Consider the following 15,266-nt stretch of genomic DNA (forward strand, 5'->3'; position numbering starts at 1 on the left):
AACATCCACCCTCCTGGGGCAACCCTGCGGGTTTGTACGTCGCGACCGCTCATCCATAGCTACGTGCTGAAAACCTGTCCCTCACCCTCAAGAGGTATTGCCCGGCCCCTTCGGTTCGGGCAGGCGCCGCCCTCGCCACAGCCACCACCCCAGCCCCGCGAGCCACATCCAGCCGCCGGTGCCCGGCGTCGCGCCGCAGCCACAGCCCGACTCCAACTCCGTCACCTTGACCTTGAACGAGCAGGTACCCGCGTTGCCCGCCGCGTCCGTCGCGGTGACCTTCACGAGGGTGTCGCCCAGGTTGAACTGACTGCCTGATTCGTGGCTGTAGGTGAGGGTCGGCTCGGCGGTGACGGCATCCGTCGCGGTGGCCGCGAAAGTATACGGGAGGCTCTTTCCGCCCTCAGCCACCTGCGTCTCGATGTCCGCCGGGCACTGGAGCGTGGGCGCCGTGGTGTCCTGAAGACCAGCCTGTCGCGCAGGGGGTGCATCCAACGGATGGTGGCCCACGGCGAGCCGTCCTCAGCGGTCCACACGCGCTGGGTGCTCTCCGGCGTGCCGTTCGTCTTCCACACCTCCTGGCCGCGCGCTGCGTTGATGGCGGTGAGGTAGGCGGTGTTGCCCAGACCGGTGAAGTGGTCGGGCGAGTCCAGGGGCGTTCCCGGATCCAATTGCACCGGCGCGGTGCCCTCCGTGCTCCAGAGGCCGTACACGCCCAGGCTGAAATAGGCGCGTCCACCCACGGCGGGGCCCAGTGGGAGACATCCGGAGTCGGCAAGCCCCGCGACCTTCCGGCCTTGCAATCCTTCCACGCGCCACAGCTCGACCTGGCCATTGCCTTCCAGGCAATAGAGCAGCCCATCGCCAAGCACGACACCGCGCGTGTTGGACCAGGAAACCTGCGGGCTCGAATCCTCCGCCACGACCGCTGTGCTGGCGGACGTCCCGTCCATGCGCACCAGGTCATGGAGGTTGTTGGCGACGAAGTAGAGGGCATTCCCCACCACGAGGCCGCGACCCCCAGGCTCCTGGCCCGTGGTGGCTGACGGTGGATGGGACACGCTCACGGTGCCCAGGGTCGTGCCATCCGACCTCCAGACGTCGATGCGGCCGTGGGTGTTCGCGAAGAAGAACCGGGTGTTCCCCAGGGCCGTGAAGGTCGAGGGAGAACCCGACTGCGTCCCGGGAGTCAGGTCGCGGACGAGTGCCGCCAGCTCCTTCGCTTGCGCCTGCTGGAATGACGGGAGGACACACAACAACGGCAGCAGGGCTATGACAGCTCGGCGCATGTCTTCTCTGGGGCGAGGACCCAGCGAACCTTGCCACGGCCGGCTGGATCATCTCCAGAGCTGTCATTGCGCGCCAGGATGTCGCGATTGACCCTGCACCGCCCGAGGCCTCCTGCAACGGCCCCGGGCGGCGTGACGCTCACGTCACTGCATGATGGTGACGATCTGCGCCTGGCAGGTGTTCACGTCGATGAAGGAGTTGATGGTGTCGACGGCACAGACGGCGCCGCCGTAGGTGCCGTAATAGATCGTCGCGGTGCAGGTCCCGGCGTTGTCCGCGATGTCCACGCGCCAGACACACGTCTTCGACGTGGACGGGGCCGACGGGTTGACCGTCCAGTAGTACTGCTGGGAGAACGACGGGGCCGGCGCGGGGGCGTTGATCTGGAACCCGCCCAGGGTGGCGGTGGGCACGGGATAGGGCGTGAACACGCCGTTGAACGTGCCGTTCACGGTCTGGAGGCCCAGGGAGATGGTGGCGCCGCTCTGGTTGGAGACGAAGAAGTTCTCCAGCGCCGGGCCAATGGAGGCGCCGCTCCGCACCTGGGGAAGTTCGACAGCGCCCTCGCGAACGCTGACGTACTCGTCGCGCTGGGACAGGTAGTCGGGGAACCCGAGATCGGCCGGAGCGGCAAAGGCAACCGACGGCGCGAGGGACAACAGGGAGGCGGCCAGGAAACGCTTCACGTTCCTCGTCATGGACTACTCCTGAGTTGATTGTGTGGGGTTGGCCGAAGCCGAGGACTTCCTAACACTGGTCTTGATTTAACTGCAAATCAGAACGAGCAAATCAGGTGATTCCTGTGGGCGCGGACGATTGCGTCCGGACGGTGTTGCACATTGCGTTGGAGTCCCGGCTAGGGGTTTTCCACGGGTCTGCCCATACACGCCACCTGGGTTCGGCGTACCCCTGCTCGCCGGGTAGGCAGGCGAGTGGGGGGAGACGCAATGGGCACAATCAGCCGCAGGCTTCCGTCAGGTTCCCGATGTCGTCGAGCGACTGAGAGCAAAACAAATACGTGTTGTACTCGTAGTCAAACAACATCATACACTGGTGAGGCAGTTCTTCTCAGACGGAGCACACATGCGCACGCTGCAGAAGTCCCTCCTGGCTGCCCTGGCTGTTGTTTCTCTTTCGCCCGCGGCGGCCCTGGCCGCGAAGCCCCAGTGCGAAGACATCTGTTATGAACGGCCCTGCAGCATGGTCTGTGATGTCTGGGGACGCACGACCACGTGCGCCGAGAACGCGATGTTCTGGGGCTGCGTGGATGGCATTGGCGGCTCCAGCGACTCCTCCGCCCCGGCGACTCCGGAAGCGGTCCAGCAGGCCGATGCCTCCTCGCGGGTGTGCAGCGAGCAGAACCCGGCCGCTGAGCAGTCCGCCGCCGTCGAGAGCTGAGTCGCGAGCGTGAACCGGGGCGCCTGGCGATCGCGATGGATCGCCGGGCCTCCCATCAAGGCGCGCCCAGGGCCGGTGGAGTCTCGGGCCGCCGGGTGCGCCGGCGCCAGAACAAGAACACGGGCACGCCCGCGCCAAACAGCAACGTGCCCTTGAGCGCGTTGAGCGGGTTGGAGGCCGTGGAGCCCAGCAGGACGTACAGCGCCGCCGCGATGAAGAGGAGCGGGGTGATGGGATATCCGGGCACCCGGTACGCGGCGCGAGGCACCAGCCCCTGCCGTTCGCGTGCGCGGTAGACGAACAGCGTCGCGGCCGTGGCGCCGAAGATGAGCCAGTCGGCGAAGACGACGTAATCAAGCAGCTCGCCGTACGTGCCCGTGCCCGTGAGGAGGATGGCCCAGACCGCCTGGAAGAGGATGGCGTTGGAGGGCGTGCGGTAGCGCGGGTGCAGCCGGGCCATCCACGGGAAGAACAGTCCATCCGCGGCCATGGCCTGGTACACGCGCGGCGACACGAGGATGACCAGGTTGAGGAACCCGAAGGTGGAGAGGGCGACGCCCAGGGTGATGAACGTGCGGCCCGCGGGCCCGATGAGCTGGCCGAGCGCGTCCGCCGCCGGGGCGCTGCTCGCCGCGAGCCCCGTCGCGCCGAGCGTGCGCAGGTAGGTGAGGTTCGCGAGCAGGTACACCGTCACCACGCCGATGACGCCGAGCAGCAGGGCGCGCGGCAGGTTGCGCTCGGGGTTGACCATCTCCTCGGCCACGAAGTTCGTCTGCTGCCAGCCGCCGTAGCTGAACAGCACCGGGACGAGCGCCGCCCCCAGCGCGAGCACGAGGGAGTCGGGCGCCACCGGAGCGGCGACGACTTCCACCGCTGCGGGATGGGCGCTTTCGAGCAGGAGCCCCGCGCCCACGAGCACCGCGAGCGCCAGCAGCTTGAGCACGGTGAAGATGTTCTGCGTGAGCGTCCCGGACCGCACGCCGAAGTAGTTCACCCCGGAGAGCAGGAGGATGGCGCCGACGGCGAGGGGGAAGCGGAACCCGGGCCCCAGGCCGGTGAGCGCGAGGGTGTAGTTGGCGAAGGTGACGGCCACCGCGGCGATGGCGCCGGTGGCGATCATCAGCATCAAACCCCACGCATTGAGGAACGCGGGCAGGGGACCAAAGGCATCGCGCAGATAGACATAGCTGCCGCCCGCCTTGGGGATGCGCTGTCCCAATTCCCCGTAGATGAAGGCGCCAATGAGCGCCACGACTCCGCCGAGCAGCCACACGGCCAGGGTGAGCGCGGGTGTGTGCACGCGCTGCGCGACGATGGCCGGGTTGAGGAAGATGCCCGAACCGATGATGCCGCCAATGACGAGCATCACCCCCGAGAACAATCCGACGCGCCGGGCGTAGCCGTCGCGGTGGGCTCCAGCTTCATCCTGTGGGGGGGAGGGACTCATGGGCCCCCAGCATATCGGCTAGCATGGCTGCTCCCGAACATGTCCATGTTGGAAGGAGGGGCCCCTTGGCGACTTCGGATGGCATCGACCCGGCGCTGGATGCCCTGGCGGTAGAAGGCCCCCTGTCAGGCGTGGAGAGTGCCCTGCGCGCGCTCCCTGCGGCCCAGCAGGCCCGTCGCTTCAAGCACCGCCTGCTGTCCGGGGCGCGGTCCCTGGCGCCGCTAGGGGTCGTCATCCTGTGCATCGGGATTGCTGGCACTGTCGAAGGCCCGCTGTCCGTCGTGGCGGGAGTCCTGGGGCTCGGGCTTGCGGCCGCATTGGGGATTCGCGGGCTGTTCTTCACCCGCATTCGCGTGCCTGGGCACGCTGGCGACGATCCGGGCCGCCGGCCGGAGCTGGTGGTCCGGGTGCTCCAGCGCCTCAAGGCGGACCTCGCGCCGGATACGCCCGTGCGCCTGCGGCTTCGTCCCGACCCCCGTCCCCTGGGGCCTGGTTCGAGCCTGTATGTCCTCAAGCGCATCAAGACGGCTCCGCCGGATGTGTTGGACCCGTGGCTCACGTTGGAAACGCGGCTGGCGGATGGCTCGCACCTGCGGCTGAGCGCGGTGGAGCGACGCCGTGTCCGGGTCAGCGACCGTGGACCCAACGGGCCCCGGCGGCGCACGCGGATCAAGGAACACGATGCGCTGTTCCTGGAGGCCCGGCTGCGAGTGAAGGAGAAGCGGCACCCGCGGCTCGTGGCGCTGTCACTCGACCGGGCCCGGGCGGCCGTGCGCCTTCCTCCCGGCGCGAAGCTCCAGCGGCTGCGCATCACCGGAGAGCACCTGCGGCTCCGGATCCAGCTGGAGGAGACCTGGCGTCCCTTTGTCCCGAAGGACACGGGGGAGGAGAAGTCCTCCACCCCGGATGCATCCCGCGCGGTGACGATGATGCTGCTGAGCCTCTACCAGATGCTCCACCTCGCCCGGACGCCTCTGGCTTCCAAGGCCGTCAAGCCGCCGCGCGAGAAGCCTCCACACCCGCGCGCCAGGTCGCGGCGCCGCCGCTCCGGGTGACCCCTGAAGCGGGAAGCGGCTCAGCCCACGATGGCCGTGGCTTCGATCTCCACAAGGACGCCCGGCTCGTAAAGCGCCGAGACCCCGATCAGCGAGGCCGGCGCTGGCGAGATCCGCAGCTCCCTGGCGGCCTGCTCGATGCCGGCGAGGAAGTCAGGCATCGCTTCGCGCTTCCAGTCGACTACGTAGAACGTCAGCCGGACGACGTCGTCGAACGTCGCCCCGGCGGCCGCGAGGGCGATGGCGACGTTGCGGTAGGCCTGCGCAACCTGTCCGGCCAGGTCGCCGCGAGCGACCAACTGCCCCTCCGCGTCGTACGCGACCTGTCCCGCGATGTGCACCTGCCGGGTGCCGGTGGCGATGGCCACCTGCCGGTACACGTCGGGCTTCATGATTCCGTCGGGGTTGAGCAGGGTCACGGGCATGGGTGATCTCCAGGGAGAGGTGAGTGCCGGACTCGTATACCGGGGCCATTGACGAACAGCGTTCCCCTCTCCAGCGACGCGGTCGCTACAATCGAGCGCCCTCGATGAAACGCGCCCACCTGGATGAGATCTTCGCCTTCATGTCCGTCGTGGACGCGGGCAGCTTCGTGGGCGGCGGAGAGGCGCTCGGCCTGACGCGCTCGGCGGCGGGCAAGGCCTTGGCCCGGTTGGAGTCCCGCCTGGGGGTGCGCCTGCTCAATCGCACCACACGCCAGCTGAGCCTCACCGACGAGGGCCGTGTCTTTCATGAGCACTGCCTGCAGGTCCTCGCGGCCCTGGACGACGCGGAGGCCAGTGTCGGGCAGCGCACGGGGACTCCCCGAGGGTTGCTGCGGCTCACGCTGCCCGCCGCGTTCGGCAGACTGCATGTCCTTCCCTTGCTGCGGGACTATCTGCGGACCTGGCCCGAGGTGCAGGCGGAGGTGAGCTTCTCCGACCGCGTCTCGGACATCATCGAGGAGGGCTACGACCTGGCAGTGCGCATCAATGCCTCCAGCACCGATACGCGCCTGGTTTCGCGGACCGTGGCCCGATACCCGGTGTTCGTCTGCGCGGCGCCCGCCTACCTGGAGGCGCGCGGCGAACCTGGCACGCCGGAGGATCTGGCGGAGCATGAGTGTCTGGTCTTCAGCAGCCGGACGCGACGGCAGCATTGGCACCTGCGCCAGAAGGACGGCGCCACGGTGAAGGTGGAAGGACGAAGCCGCCTGCGGCTCGACAGTGGCGAGGCGCTCCGGGACGCAGCCGTCGCGGGGCTGGGCATCGCCTATCTTCCCGGCTTCCTGGTCAACGAAGACCTGGCGAGCGGGCGGCTCAAGGCGCTGCTTCCGTCCTGTGAGACGGAGCATGTCCCGATCATGGCGCTCTACCCGAGCAAACGTCACCTGCCGGCGAAGGTGCGGCGCTTCATCGACCTGATGGTCGATCAATGGAACCCGAAGGCGCGCTGAGCCAGCCATCCCGCATCGTCACGGCTCGATGAGGAAGGGATTGCTGATCACCTGCTCCTGGAGGGTCCGCCCCTCTGAGTCGGTCCGCAGGGTGTCCACGTCGTGCACGATGCGGTACTCGCCGGCAGGGAACTCCGCGGGGAGCCTCAGCGTGCCATGGGCCCGGGCGCCGGCCTTCAGTGTGTGCTGGATGAGCGGACACGCCTCGCCCTCGTCCAGGTGCGGTGTGGTGCTCCACGCGGTGTCCTGACTGCGCTCGACTCGGACGGTGCAGAGGTTGTAGCCCACCTCGCGAGTGCCCTCGTTGCGCAGTTCGAACTGGACGGTGTCGCCGGGCCGATACTCCGTGGCGTCCGTGGAGAGAGAGACCTCTACCTCCCCACACGCCACCAGCAGCGTGGTGAGGGCCATCAACGGAAGTGTGAGTCGCATCTGCATCCTCCTGGGATTGGGCTCTGGCGCTGATGCAGCTGTCAGGCCATGGTCATCCCATCGTTTTCCGGGGGACCGTGCCGACAGGCCTCTCAGTTATTTGAGAGCCCCGGCCAGCGGACACGAAAAAGCCCCACCTCCCCGGGGGCACCGGAGAGGCGGGGAGGGGGCCATCCACGTCAGTCCGTCACTGACCGTCGAGCCTGCCGTCCAGGTTCCGGTCGAGCGCGATGCGCGTGCCGGAGCCCGGAGGCACCGCGGTGAAGGTCACCTCCTGGCCCAGGGTGTTCGCCAGCGCGCGCAGGGCCGTGGTGGTGAGGTTGGCGGTGCCGTCGTCTGGCCTCCACGTGCCGGCCACGCGGTCGAAGAGGAAGCCCTTCACGCGGGTTCCGATGGCGGCCTTCGCCACCAGGTCGGCCTCATACGTGGAGCCGCCGAGGATCTTCGACACGAACGGCGCCTTCGCCCGGGCGATGAGCAGGTCGATGCGCGCTCCCACCGCGGAGGCGTTCGTCGACGTGAGCGTCACCTGCTGTCCGACGATGGGCGCCAGGTCGGAGTCCACCGCCATCATGTAGGCCTCCACCTCGCGGCGATCGGTGTCGCCGCGGAAGCCCACCAGCGGCCCGCCGATGCTGGTGTTGGAGAAGACGATGGCGCTGAAGAAGCGGAACAGCGTGTCCACCGCGCCGTCGTGCGTGTAGCCGAAGCCGCGGATCTGGTCGCCCGTGGGCCCCGTCTCCGAGTGCTGGAAGAAGCTGCTGTCCGGGAAGCCGAACATGCCGACCTTCGTATACATGTTGCGCACGTGGGGAATCTTCATGATCTGGCTGATTCCCTCGAAGCTGGCCTGACCGTCGGTGCCAAAATGTCCCTGGGCGGCGTCGATGGTGTGACAGCCATTGCAGTTGAAGCCGGTGTTGGTGCCAATCGCCAGGCCGTCCACGCGGCGGCTGCCGAAGTAGAAGTCGCGGCCGGATGCCTGGGTGGACGTGAGCGAGTTGTCCAGCTTGCGGATGGGGTTGGGCGGCAGCTGCACCTGGAGCTGGTAGTTCGTGAACTGGTTCATCTCCGCCTCAGTGGGCTGATCCACGCGGCCGAGCAACCCCGGGAAGGCGACGACGAAGTTCTTGAACGACAGGGCTTCGTCATACGAACCCGAGCCGAAGAAGCCCGTCGACCGGTCCCCGCGCCAGTGCATGGCGCCCGAGGTGGACATGCCGCGCAGGGTCTGCGTCGTCATGGGCCCCTTCATCGGGTGGAAGGAGTTCTGGTTGCCGGTGCCGTTGACGTCCGAGCTCGGATGTCCGGTGAGCAAGCGGAACGCGCCAATCTCCAGGCTGCTCGCGAGCCGCTTGTCGATGGCGTTGGTCGTCACCGGGTCATCCGGGTTGCCCAGGTCCCAGGCGAGCTCGTCCTTGTCGCCAAAGATGTGGCAACTGGCGCAGGAGGCCTCTCCGTTGGCCGAGGAGAAGTTCGCGTCGTAGAGGAACGGGCGGCCCTGCACGACGGAGGCGGGCTCGGGGTTGAAGAGGGCCGCGGAGCCCACCTGGCTCTTCGTGGCCAGGTCGATGACCTTCACCGCGTTGTCGAAGCGGGTCATCACGTAGAGGCGGTTGCGCGCCTCGTCCAGCACCAGGCCGCTGGGGCCGCCGCCGCTCACGGGGATGTAGTTGGCGCTCGCCGTCCGGGGGTTGAAGGTGTCCGCCTCCAGCGCCGCGGTGTCGAACACGCCGACCTTGCTGGAGCTGAACGCGGCCACGTACAGCTTCGCGCCGTCGCTGGAGATGGCCATCTCCGTGGGCGTGGAGAGGCTGTGGTTCTTCGCCGTGGAGTCAAAGCCGGGGGCGCCGGCCAGCTTCGAATAGTCGATGTGCTTGTTCAGGTGGCGCGGAGACACCGTCGTCCCCTTGATGACGGTGATGCGCATCTTCGCGATGTTGCCCTGCACCGTGCTGCCGCCGAAGGTGCCGGGGCCCTCGAAGCGGGTGTGGTTGTTGGCGTCGCTGTTGGTCGCGTACAGCGCGCCCGTCCGCGGGTTGGTGGCCAGGTTGAAGACGGTGGTGCCCACGCCCGTGTAGAACGCCTTCTGCTGCAGGCCGTCCGCGTCGATGGCGAAGACGTCCTTGTCCGGCAGGTTGAAGCGCACGCCGTTGTTCCAGTTGCGGCCGAGCGTGTCCTCCCAGCGGCTGAGGGCGCTGTTCCATTTGACGATGAGGCCCGTCTCCGGCGCCTTCGCACCCTGGGCGTTCGTGGACGGGCCGGGCAGGCCGCCCAGGAAGAGGTTGTTGCCCCACGGGAACGAGTCCGGCTGGACCAGGCACACGCCCGCGCTGCCAAAGCCGTTGCACACGCTGTCCATGTTGATGGTCGTCGTCCGGTTGCCGGACTGCGCGATGGCCGCGTAGACCGTCTTCTTGTCCGGGCTGACGGCGAGGCCTCGCGGCGTGTCGCCGAAGAGCGTCAGGATGCGGACGGGCGTGCCTCCCAGCGTCGTCCCCAGGGACGCGGGGTTGAAGACCCAGATGTCCGCGCGGCCCACGCCCGGCGTGGTGAGCTGCGGGTCCCCCGCGCCGGGCACGGAGGCGATGGACGGATCCGTGCGCTGCTGGCCCCGGTGCGCGGTGGTGATGAACGCATTGCCGTTGGCGCCGGCGAACACGATGTCGCGCGGCTCGTCACCCACGAGCAGCGTGCGCACCACGTGCGGAGTGCCGCTCACGCTCACCACGCTGATGCTGTCGGACAGGTGGTTGACCACCCAGACCTCGGTGTTGTTGCGCACGGCGACGGACACGGGCTCCAGGCCCACCGGCACTTCCGCCGCGAGCGACAGGCCCTCGCTGGTGACATTGAAGACCTCCAGGCGGTTGTCCGGCGTGTTGACGGCGAACAGCTTCGTCCCGTCCGGAGAGAGGGCCAACGGACGCACGTGCGCGCTCTCGAACTCGATGAACGAGGGCGCCTGGGCTGCGGCGGGGGATGCGGCGAACAGCGATGCGGCGGCGCACAGCAGACCGGCTCGGGTGCGCCACCGGTTCTTGCTCGGGCCCACTTGCGGGGTACGGACCATGGGGATCTCCTGGGTGAGCGGGTAAGAGCTGCGCACTCGGGATTACCAGTGAGGCCCGCGACATCGCCCCCTCCGAAGGGAGGGGGTGGGGGAGGGCATTGCAGGCATTGGGAGTGTGGGGATGGGACGCACTTCGGTGTTCGCTGGTTGACGTTGGAGGCGTCCCGGCCCCGGTCCCCGCGCGAGTGGCGCGTGGTCTACTTGGGCAATCAATCGGTCACAGGGGGAACGTGCCCATGGGCGATCCGCTCTCGCACCTGCTGCCGACGAAGCTCACGCCGCCGCGAACGGCGTCGGTGCTCGTGTCGCGGAGCGCGGCGCTCCAGAAGATTGAACGGGGTGTCGGCGGCACGCTCGTGCTGGTGACCGCGCCGCTGGGCTCGGGCAAGACGACGCTGCTGACGCAGTGGTACCGCGAGGTGGGCGGATCGCGGTTGCTCGCGTGGCTGTCGTTGGATGAGCGGGACAACGCGCCCGAGCGCTTCTTCTCCTATCTCGTCGGCGCCATCCGCCGCGCGGCCCCGGAGTTCGACGCGTACATCGCGAGCCAGCTGGACGCGCAGGTGGCGCCCCCGCTCGACCATGCGACGACGGTGGTGTTGCGAAGCCTGTGGAACCTGGGGCGCGAGCTCGTCGTGGTGATTGACGACTTCCACGTGCTGCGTGAGCGCTCGCTGGTGCGGGCCTTCTCGTACCTGCTGGACCACGCTCCGCCGCATGTCCATTGGATCGTCTCGTCGCGCAGCCCGCCGGAGCTGGACCTGGCGAAGCTGAAGCTCACCGAGCAGCTGGTGACGCTCGACGGCCGCGACCTGGGCCTGGACGGGGAGGCCATCCACGAGCTGGGCCAGCGCCTGTGCGGCGCTGCGCTCAATCCGGAGGACGTGGAGTACCTGCGCGCGCGCACCGAGGGCTGGGTGGCGGGCGTGAAGCTGGCCCTGCTGACGGCGGGCGAGCACGCCAGCGTGAGCGACGCGCTCCGCAAGGCCGTCGGCTCCAACCACGACGTCGCGAGGTACCTGGCGGACGTGGTGCTGCGGGAGCAGACGGAGGAGGTGCACGCGTTCCTGGTGTTGAGTTCGGTGGTGGACCGGCTCAACGGGGAGCTGTGCAATGCGCTCCTGGGCATCACCCAGGGGCCGGCGCTGCTGGCGGAGCTGGAGCGGGCGCAGTTGTTCATCCAGTCGCTCGACACGCAGCAGCAGTGGTACCGCTACCACCCGCTGTTCCTCGACTTCCTGCGCACGCAGCTCGCGTGCACGTACGGCGACCGCATCCCCCGGCTGCACCGCGAGGCGAGCGCGTGGTTCGCCGCGCACGCGCTGCCGGACGAAGCCCTGACGCACGCGTTCGCCTCGGGGGACCGGAGCTGGTGCCTGGAGCTCACGGCCCGGTGCGCGGAGGAGTGGATGCGCGAGGGAGAGATTGCCTCCGTGCTCCATTGGACGGCGAAGCTGACGGCGGAGGAGACCTTCCACGCGCCGGCCATCTGCGTGGCGCGCATCGCGTGCCTCATCCTGTCCCGAGGCTTCGCGCCCGCCTCCCTGGCCCTGCAGGACGCGCAGCGCCGGCTCCAGACGGCTGCGGCGGACCCGGAGCGCGAGCGGCTGTCGCGACAACTCTCCAGGCTCGCGCTGCTGCACGCCGTCCTGTCGGACTCGGCCCCGGCGTCTGGCATCGAGCTGGAGGCATCACCGGGGGACGAGGACCCGGACGTCTTCATGGCGGGAGCGGTGCTGGCGGCGAAGGCCTACCAGGCGCTCCGGCAGAACCGGTTCGATTCGATGCGCAGGCTCGCGTCGGTCGCGCGAGAGACGCTGCAGGGACTGAACAACCCCTACATGGTGGGCTACACGGACGTCCTCATCGTGCTGGCGGACCGGGCGCAGGGGCACATGAAGGACGCGTCGGACCGGTGCGAGGCGGCGTTCGAGCGCGCGAGCCGGGGACGGCGCAACCCGGTGTGGGTGAACGCGGCGACGGCGCTGGCGAACACCCGATACGACCAGAATCGGTTGGACGAGGCCGAGGCGCTCTGCATCGAAGTCCTCCCACTCATGTCACAGGCCGCGGTGTTCGAGACCTTCGCGGTGGCCTACCTGGTGCTGGCTCGCATCAAGGCGATTCGAGGCAAGTACGCGGAGGCCTGGCAGCTGCTGGACTACCTGCACAGCGTGCTCGAATGCGGGCACCAGACGCGCTTCCTGGCCCATGTCTGCGGAGAGAAGATCCGCCTCGCGCTGGTGGAGCAATCCCCTGCCAAGATGAAGGCGGTGGCGCGGGAGTTCGACCTGGGCGAGCGCATGCGCCGGGGCGAATGGAGCGAGCGGCGCTTCTACGACGAGACCTGGGAGCAGCTGGGGGTGGCGCAGGCGTGGGTGTTGATGGCGAAAGGGCGGCACGACCGGGCGCACGGGCTCTTGGAGACGCTGAGGGCCAGCGCGCATGACGCGGGCTGCGTGGCCCGGGAGACGGCGCTGCTGGCCGCGCTGGCGGTGTGTCACTGGCGAGCGGGAGACCCCGCTGCGGCATTCGCCGCGGTGAACCGGGGGTTCGCGCTGGTGCCCCGGTTCGGCTTCAGCCGGGGCGTGTTCGACGAGACGCCAGGGTTGCAGGAGGTCATTGTCGCGGCGGCCACGCAGCGCAAGCTGAGCCACGTGCTGCCGGCCCGCTACACCGAGCGGTACCAGGACCTGCTGTCCCTGGGACCCAGCGGGCCGGCCACAATCGCGCCCCTGCCCAGCGCGCCGCTGGAGCCGCTGACCGAGCGGGAGCTCCAGATGCTCAAGCTGCTGGCGCAGGGCTTGAGCAACCAGGAGATCAGCGAGCGCTCCAACGTGGCGCTCTCCACCACGAAGTGGCACCTGCGCAACGTGTTCTCGAAGCTGGAGGTGACGACGCGCACCGCGGCCATCGTGAAGGCGCGGGAGCGGCTGGCGCGGAACCTCTAACCGCGCTCATCCTTGACCGTCGCGGCGTTCAAGAGCCGGGTGGCATCCGTGTTGGCGAGCGACACCAGGCCGGCAATCTCCTCGACATGTCCCTCCCTGGCGCAGAAGACAATGGCGCCCAGCAATCGGTCGGTGGGGTTCGAGACCTGGCTCAACTGCGCGAGCACGGGCTCCACCTGGTCGCGTCCGAACTTCCGCTCGATTTCCGCGACGCGGTCCGCGTGACTGAGACCGTACTCCTGCTTGTTGCGTGGCATCCTTCCCTCCTTACGCCGCGCGGGAGAGTCCCCGCCGCTCGATGAAGGCTTGCAGTTCGGGCCACCGGGCGGAGAGGAGCTCGAAGTCGCCGGGGCGCACGGGCTGCATGGACGCGAGGCTCGCGTCGATGGCCGTTGCGTGGCTCACCGGGTCCAGAGCGTCCAGGGCGAAGGCCCGGAGGAGCTTGAGCCGGCGTGCGTCCCGCCCCACCAGTGAATCCGCCTCGCCCGCCCGTGCATCCAGCGTGGACACGGCGACGGCGGGGTTGCCTTCGCGGCAGAGGAGCGCGACCTCCGGCAGTAGCGCGTAGATGGGGGGCAGGTCGCTGTTGCGCTTGCGTCCCTCTTCCAGCCAGGCGCGCGCGGAGGCCAGGTCCCCTTCCGCGAAGCGCACGATGGCGATCAGGTTGGGCATCCACTTGTACATCGCCGGTACGGAGCCCCGGAGCTTCCCGGAGCGCTCCGCCGAGCCGAAGAGCTCCAGCGCGCGCCCGGTGTTCCCCTGCGCCAACTCGCACTGACCCATCATGGCGACCGACACCGTCCGCTGCGCCCCCTGGGTGGCGCGGCGGGCGGCCTCCTCGAAGCGGCGGGAGGCTTCCTGCTCGTCCCCCGCGCTGAAGAAGGCGATCGCCTGATTGTAGGTCGTCAACCAGCGACGGATCCGCCAGTAGAAGAAGGCGAACAGCGTCAGGAAGACCGTGACGACAAACGGGATGAAGAACCGCGGCTCCCCCAGGGCCTCCCGAGCCGCACCACCGCCACGGCTGAAATAGTTATAGGCGACGAGGAAGATGCCGACCCAGACCCCCCACGCGAGGACCCGGTGCGGCGCGACGAATGGAAAGGGTTTGAGGTGGGACTCTTTGGGCAGGGGCAGTTCGTTCACGGGACCTTCCACCCTAACACCCCCTGGTCCTCCGTTCAGTCACCCGACTTTCTCGCGAAGGGGGGTGAGGGAAATTCCGCCCGGATTTCGTTGAGGGTCCATCACCGACACCCCAGACGGGGAGAAAGACGGACCATGAGACTCCGGATGCAGACCCACCAGTGGACGGGCGCGGCGCTCGCGCTGCTCCTGCCCGCGGCGGCGCTGGCGAACGAAACCCATGTCTACGGCATCGCCAACTTCGGCGGTGCGGGGCAGTGCAATGCCGACACGCACTCCGTGCATACGAAGACGGCGGCGGCGTTCGCCAACTACTTCAACACGCTGATCAGCTCCGGGCTCTGGACGGACGTCCGCACGATCAACAACTCAAGTGCGCGCACGGACCTCTGGACCGACGCTTCGAAGGGGGCCGCGGCCGACGCGAAGGACACCCAGCTCAATGCCGGAGTGGACGACGCGGACGTCCTCTTCGTGCACACCCACGGCGGCCACAGCGAGGCGAACCTTCGCAGCTGGCTCGTGATGGGGACCAACGCGGATGCGTGCTCCGCCGTCACGGACACCCACATGAGCCTGGGCAACGGCAAGCTGAACATCGCCGTCGTGAAGGCCTGCCAGTCTGGCGACTACCAGGTCTGGAAGCAGGGCGGGTACCGGACGTCGCTCGTGACGCCCACCAGCGGCTTCAGCATGTGGAATGCCTTTCACGGCAACTCGTCGTGCGGCAACTTCGTGACGGACTACGTGAAGCGCTACGTGGCGAACTCGCGGGGCGATGGCGCGGGCGAGAACTGGATCGACGAGGCCTACGACTGGGACGACGGCTCGGACAACGTCGCGGACAACGACGACTGCCCGGTGTCCATCGTCTTCGGTGAAACCAAGGCGCAGCGCGTGGCGATGTTCGAGGCCGGCGGCTGGCGGGACCGCAAGAGCACCGGGCGCAAGGTCGCCTCCACCATCTTCTACGTGGGGGGCTGCGACCCCTCCGGCGGGCAGATTCTGCCCGAGTGATCACCGCCCCCCTCGACTTCGA

Annotated in this window: 13 protein-coding genes; 5 read left to right on the forward strand and 8 right to left on the reverse strand. The window is 68.4% G+C overall.

Annotation, left to right across the window (positions count from 1 at the left end; genetic code table 11):
• Positions 1-87: 87 nt before the first annotated feature.
• Together D7Y04_RS45560 and D7Y04_RS11865 are read right to left on the reverse strand one after the other, a co-directional pair.
• Positions 88-510: an HYR domain-containing protein gene (locus D7Y04_RS45560; RefSeq protein ID WP_121759395.1), complete on the reverse strand. Its 423-nt coding sequence runs from the start codon at positions 508-510 to the stop codon at positions 88-90.
• A 923-nt stretch (positions 511-1,433) separates the two neighbouring features.
• Entirely contained in the window at positions 1,434-1,988 is a 555-nt protein-coding gene (locus D7Y04_RS11865) for a hypothetical protein (RefSeq protein ID WP_121759397.1), read from the reverse strand.
• Positions 1,989-2,373: 385 nt separating this feature from the next.
• Between D7Y04_RS11865 and D7Y04_RS11870 the strand changes: the two genes are divergently transcribed.
• Positions 2,374-2,688 (forward strand): hypothetical protein, encoded by a 315-nt coding sequence (locus D7Y04_RS11870; protein WP_121759398.1) that lies wholly within the window; start codon positions 2,374-2,376, stop codon positions 2,686-2,688.
• Between the two features lie 55 nt (positions 2,689-2,743).
• On the opposite strand, the gene D7Y04_RS11875 is transcribed toward D7Y04_RS11870, so the two are convergent.
• A complete protein-coding gene (locus D7Y04_RS11875) occupies positions 2,744-4,135 on the reverse strand; it encodes an APC family permease (RefSeq protein ID WP_121759399.1) in 1,392 nt (463 codons plus the stop codon).
• Between the two features lie 65 nt (positions 4,136-4,200).
• Between D7Y04_RS11875 and D7Y04_RS11880 the strand changes: the two genes are divergently transcribed.
• Positions 4,201-5,190 carry a hypothetical protein gene (locus D7Y04_RS11880; protein ID WP_121759400.1) on the forward strand — a complete coding sequence of 330 codons (990 nt, stop codon included), beginning with the start codon at positions 4,201-4,203 and terminating at the stop codon, positions 5,188-5,190.
• 20 nt (positions 5,191-5,210) lie between these two features.
• Here the strand turns inward: D7Y04_RS11880 and D7Y04_RS11885 are convergent, their stop codons facing one another.
• A complete protein-coding gene (locus D7Y04_RS11885; RefSeq protein ID WP_121759401.1) occupies positions 5,211-5,615 on the reverse strand; it encodes a RidA family protein in 405 nt (134 codons plus the stop codon).
• Positions 5,616-5,719: 104 nt separating this feature from the next.
• On the opposite strand from D7Y04_RS11885, the gene D7Y04_RS11890 reads away from it, so the two are divergent.
• Positions 5,720-6,625 (forward strand): LysR family transcriptional regulator, encoded by a 906-nt coding sequence (locus D7Y04_RS11890; protein WP_121759402.1) that lies wholly within the window; start codon positions 5,720-5,722, stop codon positions 6,623-6,625.
• Positions 6,626-6,643: 18 nt separating this feature from the next.
• On the opposite strand, the gene D7Y04_RS11895 is transcribed toward D7Y04_RS11890, so the two are convergent.
• On the reverse strand, positions 6,644-7,057 hold the full coding sequence (locus D7Y04_RS11895; protein ID WP_147477092.1) for an immunoglobulin-like domain-containing protein: 414 nt from the start codon (positions 7,055-7,057) through the stop codon (positions 6,644-6,646).
• 187 nt (positions 7,058-7,244) lie between these two features.
• Positions 7,245-10,130, reverse strand: coding sequence for a YncE family protein (locus tag D7Y04_RS11900; RefSeq protein ID WP_121759404.1), 2,886 nt, complete (start codon positions 10,128-10,130; stop codon positions 7,245-7,247).
• Between the two features lie 236 nt (positions 10,131-10,366).
• On the opposite strand from D7Y04_RS11900, the gene D7Y04_RS11905 reads away from it, so the two are divergent.
• Positions 10,367-13,081: a LuxR C-terminal-related transcriptional regulator gene (locus tag D7Y04_RS11905; protein WP_121759405.1), complete on the forward strand. Its 2,715-nt coding sequence runs from the start codon at positions 10,367-10,369 to the stop codon at positions 13,079-13,081.
• On the opposite strand, the gene D7Y04_RS11910 is transcribed toward D7Y04_RS11905, so the two are convergent.
• Both D7Y04_RS11910 and D7Y04_RS11915 read right to left on the reverse strand, forming a co-directional pair.
• Positions 13,078-13,338 (reverse strand): hypothetical protein, encoded by a 261-nt coding sequence (locus D7Y04_RS11910; protein WP_121759406.1) that lies wholly within the window; start codon positions 13,336-13,338, stop codon positions 13,078-13,080. The genes D7Y04_RS11905 and D7Y04_RS11910 overlap by 4 nt on opposite strands.
• Positions 13,339-13,348: 10 nt before the next feature.
• Positions 13,349-14,227 carry a hypothetical protein gene (locus D7Y04_RS11915; RefSeq protein ID WP_121759407.1) on the reverse strand — a complete coding sequence of 293 codons (879 nt, stop codon included), beginning with the start codon at positions 14,225-14,227 and terminating at the stop codon, positions 13,349-13,351.
• A 135-nt stretch (positions 14,228-14,362) separates the two neighbouring features.
• Between D7Y04_RS11915 and D7Y04_RS11920 the strand changes: the two genes are divergently transcribed.
• Positions 14,363-15,244, forward strand: coding sequence for a hypothetical protein (locus tag D7Y04_RS11920; protein ID WP_121759408.1), 882 nt, complete (start codon positions 14,363-14,365; stop codon positions 15,242-15,244).
• Positions 15,245-15,266: the final 22 nt, after the last annotated feature.

Origin of the sequence: Corallococcus sp. AB038B, from assembly GCF_003668955.1 — a bacterium.
In the GTDB taxonomy this organism is placed as follows: Bacteria; Myxococcota; Myxococcia; order Myxococcales; family Myxococcaceae; genus Corallococcus; species Corallococcus exiguus.